At 42.4% G+C, this 14,350-nt stretch carries 16 protein-coding genes and 2 pseudogenes; 5 read left to right on the forward strand and 13 right to left on the reverse strand.

The genetic code is table 11. The annotated features are described in order from the left end of the window. Positions 1-351 precede the first annotated feature (351 nt). From BLT91_RS23865 to BLT91_RS33150, 7 genes and pseudogenes are all read right to left on the reverse strand, one after another. A complete protein-coding gene (locus tag BLT91_RS23865; RefSeq protein WP_090825638.1) occupies positions 352-612 on the reverse strand; it encodes a hypothetical protein in 261 nt (86 codons plus the stop codon). 35 nt (positions 613-647) lie between these two features. Further along, a pseudogene (locus BLT91_RS23870) lies at positions 648-1,055 on the reverse strand (cupin domain-containing protein). 82 nt (positions 1,056-1,137) lie between these two features. Then, complete coding sequence (locus BLT91_RS23875) at positions 1,138-2,001, reverse strand: aldo/keto reductase (protein ID WP_090825641.1); 864 nt, start codon at positions 1,999-2,001, stop codon at positions 1,138-1,140. A gap of 544 nt (positions 2,002-2,545) precedes the next feature. Next, positions 2,546-2,758 carry a hypothetical protein gene (locus BLT91_RS33140; protein WP_254777113.1) on the reverse strand — a complete coding sequence of 71 codons (213 nt, stop codon included), beginning with the start codon at positions 2,756-2,758 and terminating at the stop codon, positions 2,546-2,548. Positions 2,759-2,849: 91 nt separating this feature from the next. After that, positions 2,850-3,272: pseudogene (locus tag BLT91_RS33145) on the reverse strand (MFS transporter); the annotation flags it as partial. After that, positions 3,269-3,394, reverse strand: a complete 126-nt coding sequence (locus BLT91_RS33645; protein WP_302847542.1) for a hypothetical protein — start codon at positions 3,392-3,394, stop codon at positions 3,269-3,271. The gene BLT91_RS33645 and the pseudogene BLT91_RS33145, both read right to left, overlap by 4 nt. Next, the gene (locus tag BLT91_RS33150; RefSeq protein WP_254777114.1) at positions 3,394-3,576 is read right to left on the reverse strand and encodes a hypothetical protein; all 183 of its coding nucleotides are present in this window, start codon (positions 3,574-3,576) and stop codon (positions 3,394-3,396) included. Before BLT91_RS33150 ends, BLT91_RS33645 begins: the two co-directional genes overlap by 1 nt. Positions 3,577-3,663: 87 nt before the next feature. Here BLT91_RS33150 and BLT91_RS23885 point away from each other — a divergent pair, with 87 nt between their 5' ends. Genes BLT91_RS23885 through BLT91_RS23895 form a run of 3 tightly spaced genes read left to right on the forward strand, consistent with a single transcriptional unit; the run spans position 3,664 to position 7,490 of the window. Next, positions 3,664-5,214, forward strand: coding sequence for a spore germination protein (locus BLT91_RS23885; protein WP_254777115.1), 1,551 nt, complete (start codon positions 3,664-3,666; stop codon positions 5,212-5,214). 6 nt (positions 5,215-5,220) lie between these two features. Further along, positions 5,221-6,330, forward strand: a complete 1,110-nt coding sequence (locus BLT91_RS23890; RefSeq protein WP_090825644.1) for a Ger(x)C family spore germination protein — start codon at positions 5,221-5,223, stop codon at positions 6,328-6,330. Positions 6,331-6,362: 32 nt separating this feature from the next. Then, positions 6,363-7,490, forward strand: coding sequence for a GerAB/ArcD/ProY family transporter (locus BLT91_RS23895; protein ID WP_090825646.1), 1,128 nt, complete (start codon positions 6,363-6,365; stop codon positions 7,488-7,490). A gap of 68 nt (positions 7,491-7,558) precedes the next feature. On the opposite strand, the gene BLT91_RS23900 is transcribed toward BLT91_RS23895, so the two are convergent. The 4 genes from BLT91_RS23900 to BLT91_RS23915 all read right to left on the reverse strand — a co-directional run bounded on the left by BLT91_RS23900 (position 7,559) and on the right by BLT91_RS23915 (position 10,812). Then, positions 7,559-8,542, reverse strand: a complete 984-nt coding sequence (locus tag BLT91_RS23900; RefSeq protein ID WP_254777116.1) for an ROK family protein — start codon at positions 8,540-8,542, stop codon at positions 7,559-7,561. A 131-nt stretch (positions 8,543-8,673) separates the two neighbouring features. Then, the gene (locus BLT91_RS23905) at positions 8,674-9,378 is read right to left on the reverse strand and encodes an FGGY family carbohydrate kinase (protein ID WP_302847546.1); all 705 of its coding nucleotides are present in this window, start codon (positions 9,376-9,378) and stop codon (positions 8,674-8,676) included. Beyond that, complete coding sequence (locus BLT91_RS23910; protein WP_090825652.1) at positions 9,359-9,556, reverse strand: hypothetical protein; 198 nt, start codon at positions 9,554-9,556, stop codon at positions 9,359-9,361. The genes BLT91_RS23905 and BLT91_RS23910 overlap by 20 nt, the downstream gene beginning before the upstream one ends. Before the next feature lie 161 nt (positions 9,557-9,717). Beyond that, complete coding sequence (locus BLT91_RS23915; RefSeq protein WP_254777117.1) at positions 9,718-10,812, reverse strand: low temperature requirement protein A; 1,095 nt, start codon at positions 10,810-10,812, stop codon at positions 9,718-9,720. Between the two features lie 277 nt (positions 10,813-11,089). On the opposite strand from BLT91_RS23915, the gene BLT91_RS23920 reads away from it, so the two are divergent. Beyond that, positions 11,090-11,587 (forward strand): YhcN/YlaJ family sporulation lipoprotein, encoded by a 498-nt coding sequence (locus BLT91_RS23920; protein ID WP_175532496.1) that lies wholly within the window; start codon positions 11,090-11,092, stop codon positions 11,585-11,587. 102 nt (positions 11,588-11,689) lie between these two features. On the opposite strand, the gene BLT91_RS23925 is transcribed toward BLT91_RS23920, so the two are convergent. Continuing rightward, positions 11,690-12,319 carry a DUF421 domain-containing protein gene (locus tag BLT91_RS23925; RefSeq protein ID WP_090825658.1) on the reverse strand — a complete coding sequence of 210 codons (630 nt, stop codon included), beginning with the start codon at positions 12,317-12,319 and terminating at the stop codon, positions 11,690-11,692. 239 nt (positions 12,320-12,558) lie between these two features. Between BLT91_RS23925 and BLT91_RS23930 the strand changes: the two genes are divergently transcribed. After that, positions 12,559-12,870 carry a YmaF family protein gene (locus tag BLT91_RS23930; RefSeq protein WP_090825661.1) on the forward strand — a complete coding sequence of 104 codons (312 nt, stop codon included), beginning with the start codon at positions 12,559-12,561 and terminating at the stop codon, positions 12,868-12,870. Positions 12,871-13,378: 508 nt separating this feature from the next. On the opposite strand, the gene BLT91_RS23935 is transcribed toward BLT91_RS23930, so the two are convergent. Continuing rightward, the gene (locus tag BLT91_RS23935; protein WP_090825821.1) at positions 13,379-14,251 is read right to left on the reverse strand and encodes a proline iminopeptidase-family hydrolase; all 873 of its coding nucleotides are present in this window, start codon (positions 14,249-14,251) and stop codon (positions 13,379-13,381) included. Between the last annotated feature and the right edge of the window lie 99 nt (positions 14,252-14,350).

Here is a 14,350-nt window from a genome sequence, read left to right on the forward strand (position 1 = left end):
CAAACGCGAACTTACTTTTTCCCGTTATAACCCTCACATCTTACTGTTTTGTATTTGAAATTGTGTAAGGAATTCCGATTACATTTATCATAATACTAACTTACATTAAATTAGTCAATACTTTTTTTATAGTAAAATATTTTTATAAAAATCATAATTAAAAGCATTGAATTTCCTAATATTAAATTGAGAATGCAGGATTGAAGTAGAAGGAAATAACACAAATGAATTAACTAAAGTCAGTTTTTTTGTAAAACACAAATCAGGACTCTTGAGTCACTTGTCTTCACGCTTAATGACTACGATTGGAGTTGAGATGACCTGAAAAAAGTTTGCAATAGGAAATTTGGTTCAACCAGCGTCGCAAGTGAATGTTTCGCCTGCTCCTTCTGCTTCTGTGACAACCGCAACTTCTACAGTTCCTGCAACTCCCTCTGCACCTACAACAAGACGGATTCGATAAACAAATAACGGCGTTTTGCAGCGTACGCGGAAACAACTCTGAAACAAATTTCTGTCTATCAGAATGCTGGCATTAATGTTACTGTAAATGGTCATTCTATTGTTGCCGCCGGCATTGTCCAGAACAATCGTAAGTTGAAGTAACGGCAAGCCTGAGGGCTACCGTTAATTGGTGTTTTTATATCTTAAAGTTTGTTATATTCCTCATCTGAGACTAGCTCCAGCCATTCCCGGTATACCTGCAGTGATTGCAATATGTTCAAACCAGCTATCCTTCGTAGCGCCATGCCAGTGTTTTACACCGTCGTGGGTTACAATAACATCACTTGCTTGTAAGAATTGCGCAGGTTTCCCTTCTTCTTGGTACCAGCCTTCGCCGCCAGTTACTAATAAAAGTTGAAACCCATTTCGATGGATATGCCAGTTATTTCTGCAACCCGGTTCAAAGGTCACGTTCCCAACTCCAACATTAACTTTAGGACCGGTAACCAACGTTTTTAGGTAACTTTGTCCCACGAAATATTTTGCATATGCTTCATTCTTCTCTCCCACGGGAAAATCACGCCATTTTTTACTTCTTCATGTTTTGCCATTTTGGTTCCTCCAATAAACATCATTAATATTTGTAGCTTCTGGCTGATCAATTTCTATAAAAAGTGCTCATTCATTATTTGTTTACTTTAATTTTCCGCCAAAGACCGGGAAGAAGCTATGCTCACCATAATTCTGGATGGCCTCAACATTCTTCAAAGTCTCCATATCTGCATCGCTGATAACAAAATCAAGATCTGCATTGATTCTCATGTGATTTGGATTTGCCGTCTTAGGAATTACTACAAGACCAAGCTGGATATCATAACGAAGGCAAAGCTGAGCAACAGATACTCCATACTTATCAGCTATTACCTTAACCTCTCCATTATCAAGGATTACACCGTGTGCAATTGGTGAATATGCCTCTACCAGGATGTCATTCTTCTGGCAGAATTCAATTAACTCCAAAGGAGTATTACTCACATGTGCCAATATCTGATTTACCATAGGCTTGATCTCATAGCTCGCAAGAATATTCTCTATATCGTCCTGAAGGAAGTTAGAAAGACCGATTGCCTTTGCTTTGCCTGTCTTATAAGCATCCTCCATTGCTTTCCATACTTCTTTGTTTTCCTCGAAATAACGATTCTCCTCACGGAACTCACTCCAAGGCTGTGGGCTGTGGATTATCATAAGGTCAATGTAATCTAGCCTCATTTTTGCTAAAGACTCATCAATGGATTGCGTAACTGCATCATAGTTCTTTGCTTCAGCTGCAACCTTTGTCGTAATGAAAAGTTCTTCTCTGGCGACACCGCAGGAATGCATTCCCTTGCCTACACCAGTTTCATTCATATAAGCCTGAGCAGTATCAATATGGCGATATCCGATAGATACCGCATCACGAACTGCCTGTGCCGCCTGTTCATCGTCAAGCAGCCAGGTACCAAGACCTAATTTTGGAATTATTACACCATTTGATAATTCGTAAGTTTCGTTAAACATGTTTTTGTCTCCTTTGCATTGGTATATTTTTTGTAGTACCTTGTTCTAAAAACTCGGTTTTCCATTTCTCGTATTACAAATTTCCTTAAATAAAACAGAGATGCTTGACTCTCCAGCGTTTAATATATCTTTAAATTTCAGGAATAATTTCATTAACGCATGCTAATGCGTTCAGCGTTCTCGGAAAGCCTATATATGGAAGGCACTGGTTAATAGCCGTGATCAATGTTTCCTTGTCATTGCCCACAAGTGATTAGCTCACGTTGTTTATTATCCAGATTACCTTGATAAAAAATTTCTCCAAAAATAAAGCGGCTCAGGATTTCCTGAAAATCCGGATCCATCGTATAGGCTGCCTGTACTGTGTCACCAAACAGCTGTTTGTACTATTCTTTGCTTTTTTCCACTCGGTTCATGAATACACCTCCTTATTCTGTTTTTGACGAAAGGAAATGACCGCTAACATAACGGCTATCGCAACGGATACCGCTGCAGTCTAACTTACCGCGTGTACGGAATAGTTGTCGGCAGCAAGACCACCTATTCAGCCGGCAACCGCAATGCTGATCTGCAAGACGGATCCGTATAAGCTCAGCATAATTCCTGAAGCTTCAGGCGCCAGTGCCACCAAGTTAAACTGCAGCCCCGGCCCCGACGACCAAGCAGAGAAGTCCCACAGCATAAGAAGCGGAATGGTGACAGCAGCGGATTCGGCTATCGTCGAAAGCAAAGCGAGCGCAACCACATGGACAACCATGCCGCCTAATAGTGACTGTGGAATCCCAATCCGATCTGGTCAAAAAGCCGCCGAATTTCGAGCCGACTAAAGTTGCGATACCGAAGACGAAAAGAGCAAGACTAATCTGATGCGCTCCCATCGTTGTTACATTGAGCAGAAAAGGGACAATATATGCATAAAGAATGGCATATCCCAATTGCCAGAAAAAAGTGATCCCAAAACCCGTCAATATAATTGGGCTCTTCACAAGGGCAATCTGCTTGCCGAGTGGAATAGGAACTTCTCCCTCGGTGGAAGGAATCATTCGATACACTGCGAAAACTGCGAACAATCTAAGTATACCGATACCGACAAAAATAAATTTCCAACCGAATGACGCTGCGATTACCCGTCCGATCGGGACCCCGACAATTAGTGCGGCGCTAAATCCGATGAGAACCGTGCCGATTGCTCCAGCTTGCTTTCCGGGTGGCGCGAGTTTCGCAGCTATCGTTTTGGCGGCAATTACAAAAACGCCGGCACCTATCGTCAGATGATTCGTGAGACGATCAGAAAGCCGAACCCCGGAAGCGTGATGGTCAAAACGCTTCCGAGCACTACGATCCAGAGCGAAACGATCATTAACTTACGCCGGTCCATTTTCGCTGCTGACATTACGAATAGTGGGAGCCGATGGCGTTTGCTATCGCAAATACAGTGATTAGCTGTCCAGCCGCTGCCACTGAAATATGTGCCCATTGCGCTATATTGTCCAAACTACCGGCGATTACATACTCCGAGGTACTGACAAAAAAGCTGATAAAAGCAAGCATATATATTTTTACTGTGTTTTGCATATATCTTAAGGTTTGGATAAACGAACGAATTTCTTTGTTGTTAATGCTTCATTTTTGGCAGGTGACATTTAAATTTAACGTAACTTTATGCATAAAAAACGGCATATAACAGAAAATACCAAAAAAAATGAAGAATGGGTGAAACACGCAATGCTGATTACGAATGCCAAGGACATTGAGGAATTAATCTCGCTCTCTAAACGGTCCAGTGACTTCATGATAAGTATGATTACGTTCACCCAGCCTCCGCTGAAGATTTGTTATTATCAGACATTAATCGATGAGAAAATACTCCAACAGCATGTATTCCATGCGCTGGAACATCAGAAAGCAAGCAGGTATGAACTTAAACATCTAGAAGCAATCAAAACGTACCTTCCCATTGACGGCATTCAAATAACAGACCAAATCGATGAAATCCAATCTAAGCTGCTTAAAGGATATGCCATTGTTCAACTGAAAGAGAATGACCCGATATGTGCGTTAGTTCCGTTAACAAGCAAAGAAGGGCTGCGCCAGAACAATGATACGGAGAATGAATTCAGTGTTGTCGGACCGAAAGTAGGTTTCGTTGAGGATCTGGACACGAACCTTCATCTGATCCGAACCCAGCTTAATATACCCAATCTGATTGTGAAGATAATGACGATCGGGAGTTTGTCCAAATCCAAAGTAGCCATTATTTATATTGATGGCATTACGAATAAAGAGAATGTTGCTACGATAGAACAGAGGTTAGGGGATATCGACTTTGATGTGGTGTTCGATACAGCGCAATTGGATCAGATCATCTCCGACAATTCCTTATCACCTTTTCCTTTATTTATATCCACGGAACGTAGAGACCGAGTCATTTATTCCTTGATTTCAGGCCAGGTTGCGGTGATAAGCGATGGATCTCCCTATTTTATTACAGGACCTTCGACGTTGTTTGATTTCTTCGTCTCTCCGGAAGATTATTATTTACCATGGATGCTTGGATCTTTTTTCAGGGTGATCCGAATCCTTGGCGTCATATTCTCGCTCTTTGCATCAGCGCTGTATGTAGCCATTACCACTTTTCATTATGAGGTAATTCCTAGGGACCTGCTTGCTCCTCTTATTTTCTCAAGACAGAATGTCCCGTTTCCTCCCTTTTTGGAGGTTCTTTTCTTGGAGATTACAATAGAGTTTCTTCGTGAAGCGGGGGCTAGGTTGCCGAGCAAGATCGGTCAAACACTTGGCATTGTAGGTGGCATTATCGTTGGACAAGCAGCAGTAGAGGCGGCTTTAACCAGTAATATTCTCATTATCATAGTCTCTTTATCTGCTTTAGCCTCCTTCGCAACCCCTATTTACAAGATGTCTAACACCATCCGATTTCTGCGGTTTCCCGTGATTATCTTGGCCGCTTTATGGGGAAGCTTAGGCTTGTTAATCGGCATCAGTTTAATACTCGTTCATATCACACGTCTAAAGTCCCTAGGAATTCCTTATACAGTACCTGTATATCCTTTGCGTCTAAAAGAATTTAATGACAGTTTCATAAGATCCTCTTACCAAGTTACCAATAAAAGGCCACAACATCTGAAGCCGGAAAACATGTTAGAATACAAGCCTAAAGCTGCCAAAAAGAAAAGTGATTTTGATGAGGAGTGAGTTTGCATGAGAGGAGGAATTTCTGGTTATAGTTTCTATAAAGCCGTTATAGCTCTGACCTCCTGTTTTATTGTAACTTCCTGCGGCAGCCAGCAAATCATAAATAAGATCAAGATTGTGCAAACCGCTGGTTATGATATGGCGGGCGAGCGCGTAAAATGTTCGATAATTTGCGCAAATTACAAAGAGAAGGGTAAAACGGATTTACAACTCTTAGAAACGAAATCCGATTCTGACTTTGATATGATACCAAGATTAAATACGAAGACGGATAAAGCCATTCAATACGGCCATATGGGATTGGTGTTATATGGGAAAAACTTTGCGGAGCAAGGCATCGGCCCTGTTTTAGCGAGTTTCTCTCGAGACGCCAAGATTTCAAGCCGAGTCCAGCTGGGAGTATCCGAGATGGATGCTTCGGAATTGCTCGCTTTCGCAAACAAATCACAGGAATCGTTGTTTTTAACGAATATGATCGAACAGAATATGAAATCAGGCAGCTTACCACAAATGAACTTTAAGACACATCTGTTTAATTTTTATGGTGAAGGACGGGATTTTTTCTTGCCTTACTTCATATTCGAGCGTGACAACATTAAGATCGATGGATTAGCCTTGTTTAAAGATGATAAATTTGTAACCAAGGTGGGGAATCGGGAAGCTTTCATTCTGAAATTGCTAACCGAAAACTCTCGAAACGGAAGCTTACTGATGCCTCTGAAAGGGTCAAAATCAGGGCCTCATGATTTTGTGCTAATGAAAAGCGTTACTTCGAAAGTTAACTATAAATTCATTTCTATAGAACCAGTCCCCTCCATATTCATAAAGCTTAAGTTAAAGGTAGCTGTCAAAGATATCCCAGATTGGTTGCACTTGTCATCGAAAGAAGAATTTTCACTTTTTGAACAGCAGCTGGGGGAATACATAAAGCAAGAAGTCGACGACTTCATTTCGCTTTGTAAGTCGAAGAAGGTGGATCCGATCGGCTTTGGTGACTTTATCAGAAGCAGGTCCAAGGCTTGGAACGAAAAGGACTTTCAAGCCTCTTATCCATTATTAAAAACGAATGTAAAGGTTGACCTCGCTATTGTTCAAAGCGGTGTCGGGGAGTTGTAAGTTAAGTTTACCTATACGGGGAGGTCGAGATCATGGGTAGTGCAGTAAGTGATAAATTTACCATTTCTCCTTTTCTGCTCTACTTTCCCCTCTACGTGAGTATCGTAGATATCGGCATGATGAGTTTTCAACGCGAAGTAGTGAATGATGCAGGTTACGATGCTTGGATCTCTGTCCTTATTACAGGAATAAGCATTCAGATCATTGTCTGGATGATGTACAAGATTCTATCCAGCCAAAATCAAACGAATGCAAGTATCCTCTCCATTAACTGTGCCTATTTCGGCAAAATGATCGGAAACGGCTTGAATCTTGCGATCATTCTCTATTTCATCCTCGGTGCATTCGTTACGTATAGAACGTATATTGAAGTCATTAATGTTTGGATATTTCCCGCGATGCAAATGTTACCCCTCAGTCTGCTTATTCTTGTTGTCATTTATTATACGGTATCTGGAGGCTTTCGAACCGTTACAGGGATCTGCTTCTGGGGGGCCATCAGTATATTTTTATTTATTGTACCGGTAGCTATTATGCTCACACCGTATCTGCATCCTCAAAACTTATTGCCATTATTTAACCATACAGCCGCGCAAGTCGTTGAATCTTCAAAATCGATGGTACAACAATATTTAGGAGTCGAGGTTTTGCTGGTCGTGTACCCGTTTATTCAGTTACAGGCTAAGTCGCAAAAGTGGGCGCAGTTAGCGGTGTTAACCTCGACCATGTTGTATCTTTTGGTGTTGTTTGTTACATTCATGTATTTCAGCCAAGGTCAGTTATTAAAAACGATATGGCCAACACTCAATATGATCTCGATACTTCAATTTCCGCTTATGCAAAGACTGGAATATCTCGTTATCTCTGTATGGTTTATTAAAATGCTTAGCAATATTTCAATAAATTTGTGGGCTGCTTGTCACAGTTTGAAACTTTCTTTGCGGACGAAGCCTCGGATCAGTTTACTTATTTTCTTGGTGTTATTTGTGATAATGCAGTTGCTCGTCAAAGATCGAAACAGTATAGATGCGGTAGCAAAGGTGTATGCGAATATTGGGGGTTATTTAATTTACATCTATATTCCGATTTTGTTTATCATCACTTTGGTCAGGAAAAAACTCAAACTGACAAAGCAAGGGCAGCCCACTACTAGCCAATGATGTACACTTATTAACTAGGCTGAATACAACGAACCCAGAAGCGGTGTGCTGCTGGGTTCGCTTTGTACTTAATCCCACTGTTGTTCATATTCATGAAGTGCGACCGATAAGCTGGCTGCATCTCCGACATTATCTTTTAAACCCGAAGGAACTATTCGGCAAACACCCAACGAAATCGGCAAAGCCTCGCGCTTCAGCTCCTCCATGACAAGGGGGGCAAGCATAGATTCCTGCCGTTCATAGATACTGCCAATAACGATGGTATCGGGATTGAGGATATCAACCAGGATAGCAAGTCCTCGGCCTAGCTGTTGACTAACGGTACGGATAACCATCAACGCAAGCTCATCTCCGGCATGTGCGGCTTCAAACACATCTTTCGCTGATAGCTCATGAAGATGATTGTCGATTAGGAGAAGTGTCGATTTCTCCACAAGTCCCCCGTCCTCCACCATCTTTTGAGCCAGTCGAGCAATCCCGCCACCGCTGCAAAATCCTTCGAACGAACCTTGTTTCCCATAGCCTAGAGGTCCATCTTCCGCTAAACGGATATGCCCAACCTCGCCGGCCATATCGTTTGCGCCCGCATAAATGCGACCATTTAGAATAATACCCGCACCCATTCCTGTTCCAAAGGTCAAAAAGACCATATTGTTCGATCCGCGTCCGGCTCCCCATTTCCATTCCGCCAATGCACAGGCGTTAGCGTCATTTTGTAAGCCGACGGGAACACCGAAACGTTTTCGAAAGGGAGTTAACACATCAATCCGGTCCCAACCCGGTAAATTCGGCGGTGACAGCACGAGGCCCTCCCTACTGCTTAAAGGACCGCCGCAGCTAATGCCGATGGCTTGTAACTCACCTCTCGGGTTGCGCTGGAGCAATTGTTCCAGCGCATCACCTAGCTGCACCAGTGCTTCTTCCGGCGTTGCCGGAGTCGGAAAACTGATTTTATCCAAAATGTTAACCGTCTCGGAAGCGCTGGTACCTAACACTGCCGCACATTTGGTGCCTCCGATATCAATTCCACCTAGCAGGAGACTCATACTCATACAAAGAAAGCCTCCTCCAGCATCATGCATAACACATGGTAGATCGGAAGATGGCGTTCCTGAATGTCTGGTGTTGAGCGATAAGGTACACGTATGATGACATCGCATGCGCCGCACACGTCTCGGAAAAATTATTCAAGCAGTTCATACGATTTCCCCCCGCTGAGCGAAGCTCCGACAAGCAAATACCCGCCGTCTACAAACGGACGCGTTTCCAACATCGGACATTCGATATATTCTGGAGAATACACAGATATCTGTGAGCCGGTTCCGATATTTACAAGCAAAGTACCAGTGAAAGAGGGAACGGCACCCAGGAAGCTTGCTTGGTTATCGCCAATCGCACAGATTACGGTTTTCCCGTCAGCCGTTTGTCCCGTCGACTTTCTTTCGATCGCAAGTTCCGGTAGAATGCTGGCATCCATCCCCGCCTCGCTCAGTTTTTGCTTGTCAAATTGCCCCTTCTCCAGTGAATATAGGCCTATGCTTGCCGCATTCGAGCTATCCATCAAAGGTGCAGTTTTCCCGCACAGCTTCATGGCTAAGTAATCACCAATCGTGCACAGCTTCATCGCACCTTTTGGAATTTCGCCTTGCTTCGTCATATAGAAGTGCGTAACCAATCCAAATCCGGTATTAAGCGGATAGCCTGTTATTTCACTCAGTGTTGATGCGTAAGTTTTACCGGATGCCGTGAGCAAATCTCCGCGGCCGTCCTGCCAAGTCAAGAGCGGGCTGACCGCATGACCCTCTCCGTTTACATATAATACGCCGTGCATTTGACAGGAAATACCAATTGAACAAACGTTTGTCCAGTCATCCTGACATTCTTCGATTTAATGATATGACCAACTCTACGATTCTATCTGCATTCTGCGTACGTTCCCAAAGTTTCATAGATTGCAACGCTGCATCATTTGCTTTGGATACGAGTCGAACTACGTGTCCATCTTCTGCATTCGTCACAATGATACAAATCGATGTCGTGCCAATATCAATTCCCGCCAAATACATAAGGCACACTCCCTTCATCGTACGTATAGATCTAAATGATTTTCATAGGGTAAGGATGCTTGTGAAGCATATAGGATTAATCCAATGCACAGTTTGCCAACTACAACAATATAAGGCTTTATCAGGAAATTATTCGCCTTTCAAGCTTTTGAATTGATAATCTAACGGGTTGCCAATCTAGCATAAACAATAAAAAACACCATCATTTCTCCAATAATCACGTAATTAGGTACAACGACACACATATCTATTAAAAAGAAACTTCCGAGCAATCCTAAAAAAATAACTAAGTGAAAAGGTCTCAGCTGACGATGTTTATGCCTATATCGATGAAATACGATGGATGTTGATAGGAAATAAAGCAGCACGGATAGGAAGACAAATCCTAACATAAACCGATAGGCTAGTTGATCCATGAATAATAGTTGAATCGATGCCGCTATTGTACTCATGGACAAATAAATAAGTAAATGAACATAAATAATCGTTTGGCCGGCCGTTTGCATTGCCTTATCTACTTTCTTCTCTATATTCTCGAAATACTGCCACCACATCGCAATAACCAAAATAAAGGCTTGAAAAGCAAATAATATAGATTGCCAAGTTCCATCACTAGACTGTAAAACAGCTAGCGTACTAACAACTAGTTCGCCAAGCAAAATAAGTGTAAACAAGGCGAAGCGTTCCAGCAAGTGATGAGTATGGATAGGTGTTTTAACCATGAACCGTCTACCGATTAACGGCAGGATAATATCTACGGCTATTCCTGCGTAAAGAATCGAATAACGAAACCAAGAGTCAAAAAAAAGTGATGCGGTGGATATCACGATACCTATCCAAAACCGTGTACCCAAATACCGCGCTGTCGCTGCCCGGTGTGAGATTTCACTTTTTTGTACGACTACATATTGAATGGCTGTCAATACTCTGGAACCAATGTATCCTATGAAAAAAGGGACGTAGTAGCGATCGAAATCGGTAGATAGACTAAACGTCATGGTGAGCACAAAAAACAATTGAAGGATCATAAATATCCGATGAAGGAAGACGTCCTGACCATATCGATTATTAAATAGCGTTTGACCCACCCACGCCCACCAGATTGGAATGAAAATCAAAACAAATTTTGCTATGTACTCGATAGAAATATATCCGTTGTCAGCATGTAACAAAACATGGGTTGCCTTCGACACCGCCGCGACAAATAGCAGATCATAAAAAAGCTCCAGCCAGGTTACTTTCTTCTCAATGTTCAATTTGACCCTCCATTATTGGCTATTAGCGCCTTGTTCTTGCTGTACCAATTATACCGAATAAAAGCAAGTTCTTCGCTATTTTTTTCACACGAAATAGGTTCCAAATAAGCAGGACTAGAAGCACTTACTAGAGTACCGGCGAATCAAGTCAAGTACAATGGATGATCTTTTAATATTCGTTTCCTGTTCGCGGCTGATTAGTTGAACACCCATGTATGATGTTTTAAATCAATAAGCATACTAGATATCAGATCAATTAATCAAGGAGGTGCTTTCATTGAGTAAACCATGGAAATTGCCAATTAAGATACTGTTAGTCGGATCTTGCCTGTTACTTCCAGTTACTGCATGCAGCAGTCCCCGGAACAAAAATTTACAGCAGCAAAGCATTACTAATCAGCCCCTTTCAACGATTTCTCCGAATGTAACGACAAAGAATGCTAACCAGAAATTTGTAGTAGCTGAACAGAGCGCAAGTCAGCTCACTAAGGTGCCTGGAGTTCGTCAAGCGAATGTACTTGTTACGGATAGAACCGCTTATGTTGCTGTTGTTCTTGATAAGAACCTATCTTTAACAGCTGATTTAGAAAATCAGATTTCTACTCAAGTAAAATCCGTAGATCCGGCAATTGATAAGGTATATGTTTCTGTAAATCCTGATTTCGTTGGCAGGGTTAATACCTATGTTAGTGAAGTAAGAAGTGGAAGACCCATATCTGGATTAGTAAATGAATTAAGTGATGTGGTTTATAGATTGTTCCCAAAAGCTCGTTAGAATCAAGCTGAGCTCATGAATGGCTAAGCTTTAAAACCCCCCTTGACTAATGTCAAGGAGGGTTTCGTCATATTTATTGATGTTCAGCCCCTACCTATTTCTTTATTTTAGAAAAAGATGAACATGCTCCTCACGATCTATCTGAGCCAACAGCACCTGCTTTAGCTCGACGTTCCTCGCTTTCAACTGCCGCTGCACCCATGCGCCTTCTTTGCCGATCAGCTTCAGGTTATCGTCCATGATATGGCCATCTATGATCCCCGCCACCGGAAAACTGGAATTGGCAGACTTTTTCAAAACGGAGATACTTCCATCTGTCTCGAATATCGCCGTCTCGATTTCATTTAGATGGAAGCAGCTATTTTTCCGCAGCAGCATCAGCAGATCATCCACAGTCAGCCGAGTTTGTTTCATTGTCTGAAGATGAATTTTTCCGTTTTCTACGATTACTTGCGGCTTGCTTTCCATGATTTTCCTTCCGATCTTGCTCTTGAGGGAGATGTAGTCCGAACACAATGTAAGCAAGGAGAAAAGTGATAGTCCGATCACTCCTATCCACAGCGGCAATGTATGATTAAAAATCATATTGCCGCCGATCGCGCCGAACGCAACCCCACATACAAAATCAAAGATAGTCATGTGCGAGATTAGCTTCTTTCCGAGCACCTTCGACCATCCCAGCATAGCGATGTAGGTGATAATAACTCTACATATTAGTTCGAAATATCCCATACTGCCACCTACTTAGTTCGTTTTATCACTCAATCTAAACATAAACATCTTATATGATGCCCAAATTTTAGCAATTGATGCTGTGCTTAAGTTATTAGGTTTACGTTTTCGGGCTTATTTGTGAAGATAATTGCCTAACACATACTGCTCCAAGCTCCAATAATATACCTTGAGTACTAAACTTAAGGGAGTGATTTTCAGTGAAGAGACAAATATCCAGAAAAAGAAATCTAGTTAGAATGCAGACGCACGTTCATGAATTTGAGGGCAGTACGAAATTAGCAGAACAAGGTGCGGATAGACATAATCATCGTTTTGCTGGTGTTACAGGTCAAGTGATCCGTGTAGGAAACAGTCATGTTCATGAAATAGATCTTACACATACAGATTTCTTGAATCATTTTCATAATCTCAGAAGGATAAGAACTGGCCCAGCAATTTCAGTTGGCAACGGTAAACATGTGCATTTCGTATCAGGATCTACTACACTAAATGATGGTCATGTGCATCAATTTAATTTTGCTACTTTAATTCAACAACCTCTTGTTTAAATAAAAAAACAAAGCTGCTCCAAACGGAGCAGCTTTTGTTGTGTTATTTATGAGGAGACACTATCCTATTCACTATACTCCGATCCAGTTGCGCCCGTTTTCAAAGTAGATAAAGAGAGTATCGCGGAAAGGGAAATATAGACAACCTTGATGAACTAGCAGCTTGCTTGGATTCGCACCTATCCGAAACGGATACATTACTTTCACTTACGTAATCAAAATGGCCGCTGACCGACTGAAGAACTACTTGATGGCGGCATCAACTTCCATGAAATAATCGCCGCCACTAAGGAAATCGGCTACGAAGGCTGGCTCTCTCTCGAGCTATGGCATCCTCAAGAAATCGAGCCGGTTCGCACCATGATCGAGGGTGTAAGCCGCTCGATGATGTATTTACAACAGCTGCTCGAAAAAGCATGAAATTCCATTTCGAGGCTTATTTAAGAAAACGGGAGCTCCTTCGGTTCGAAGGTTCCCGTTTTTTCTGATATCGTGTTCGCTATTGGTATCAGTCTGCTTTGCTCAAAAAACCCCGAATTATCTTTACAAATTCATCCGTTTCTTCTAAGTAGCTTACATGAGAACTATTTTCAAAAATATGCAGCTCTGAACCCGGCACGATAGATTGGTAATATTGCGTCGACTCTGGAGCCGCTTCGTCATATCGGCCACATACGAAGAGCGAGGGCATATCGATTTTATGAAGTTGTGGCGTGCAATCGTAAGTTTTTAGATTACCTGTCGGACAGAATTCGGAAGGTCCCCACATCGTCATATAAACTTGCTTATTTGCTTTTGGACGGCTCTGAACGATGACGGAAGGCCATGGATCAAGTCTGCACACATGTCTATTATAGTAAGCTTTCACGGCTTCTTGATACTCTTCCGAATCCGTTGTGCCTTGTTCCTCGTTACGCGCAATGATTCGTTGAACATCTTCCGGTAAATTTGCCAAGAGGTAATCCGCGTCTTTTTTCCAGCGTTCAGCGCTGAGACATGGACTTGAAAAAATGACGCTGCGAACGCCCGAAGGCTCGCGCTCTATTAAATACGATGCTGCAAGCATGGTCCCCCACGAATGTCCTAAAAGATGAACCTCTTTCAAATCAAGCGCTCGCCTTACGCAAGCCAACTCTTCCACAAACCGTTCCGTTCTCCACAATGAAGGATCCGTTGGTCTATCCGAATTTCCCGATCCAAGCTGATCGTAGAAAATGACAGACCTTTCGTCGGCTAAGGCTTGAAGAACCGCCTTCAATGGATCGTGTGTATTGCCTGGCCCGCCGTGAAGCACAACAAGAGGCGTTTTATTGCCACTCCCTACGCGAATATACCAAACCCTGCCTCCAGGGACATCAATAAAACCTTCACTCCGTAACAACTTGTCTGCCTGCACTACTATTCCCCCAGTTGCGATGTTTTCTTTGTTGTCTTCGATATCATACATATTTCCCTCTCTGATCACTGAAGTCCTTCCATT

This window comes from Paenibacillus sp. yr247, assembly GCF_900103825.1.
In the GTDB taxonomy this organism is placed as follows: domain Bacteria; phylum Bacillota; class Bacilli; order Paenibacillales; family NBRC-103111; genus Paenibacillus_E.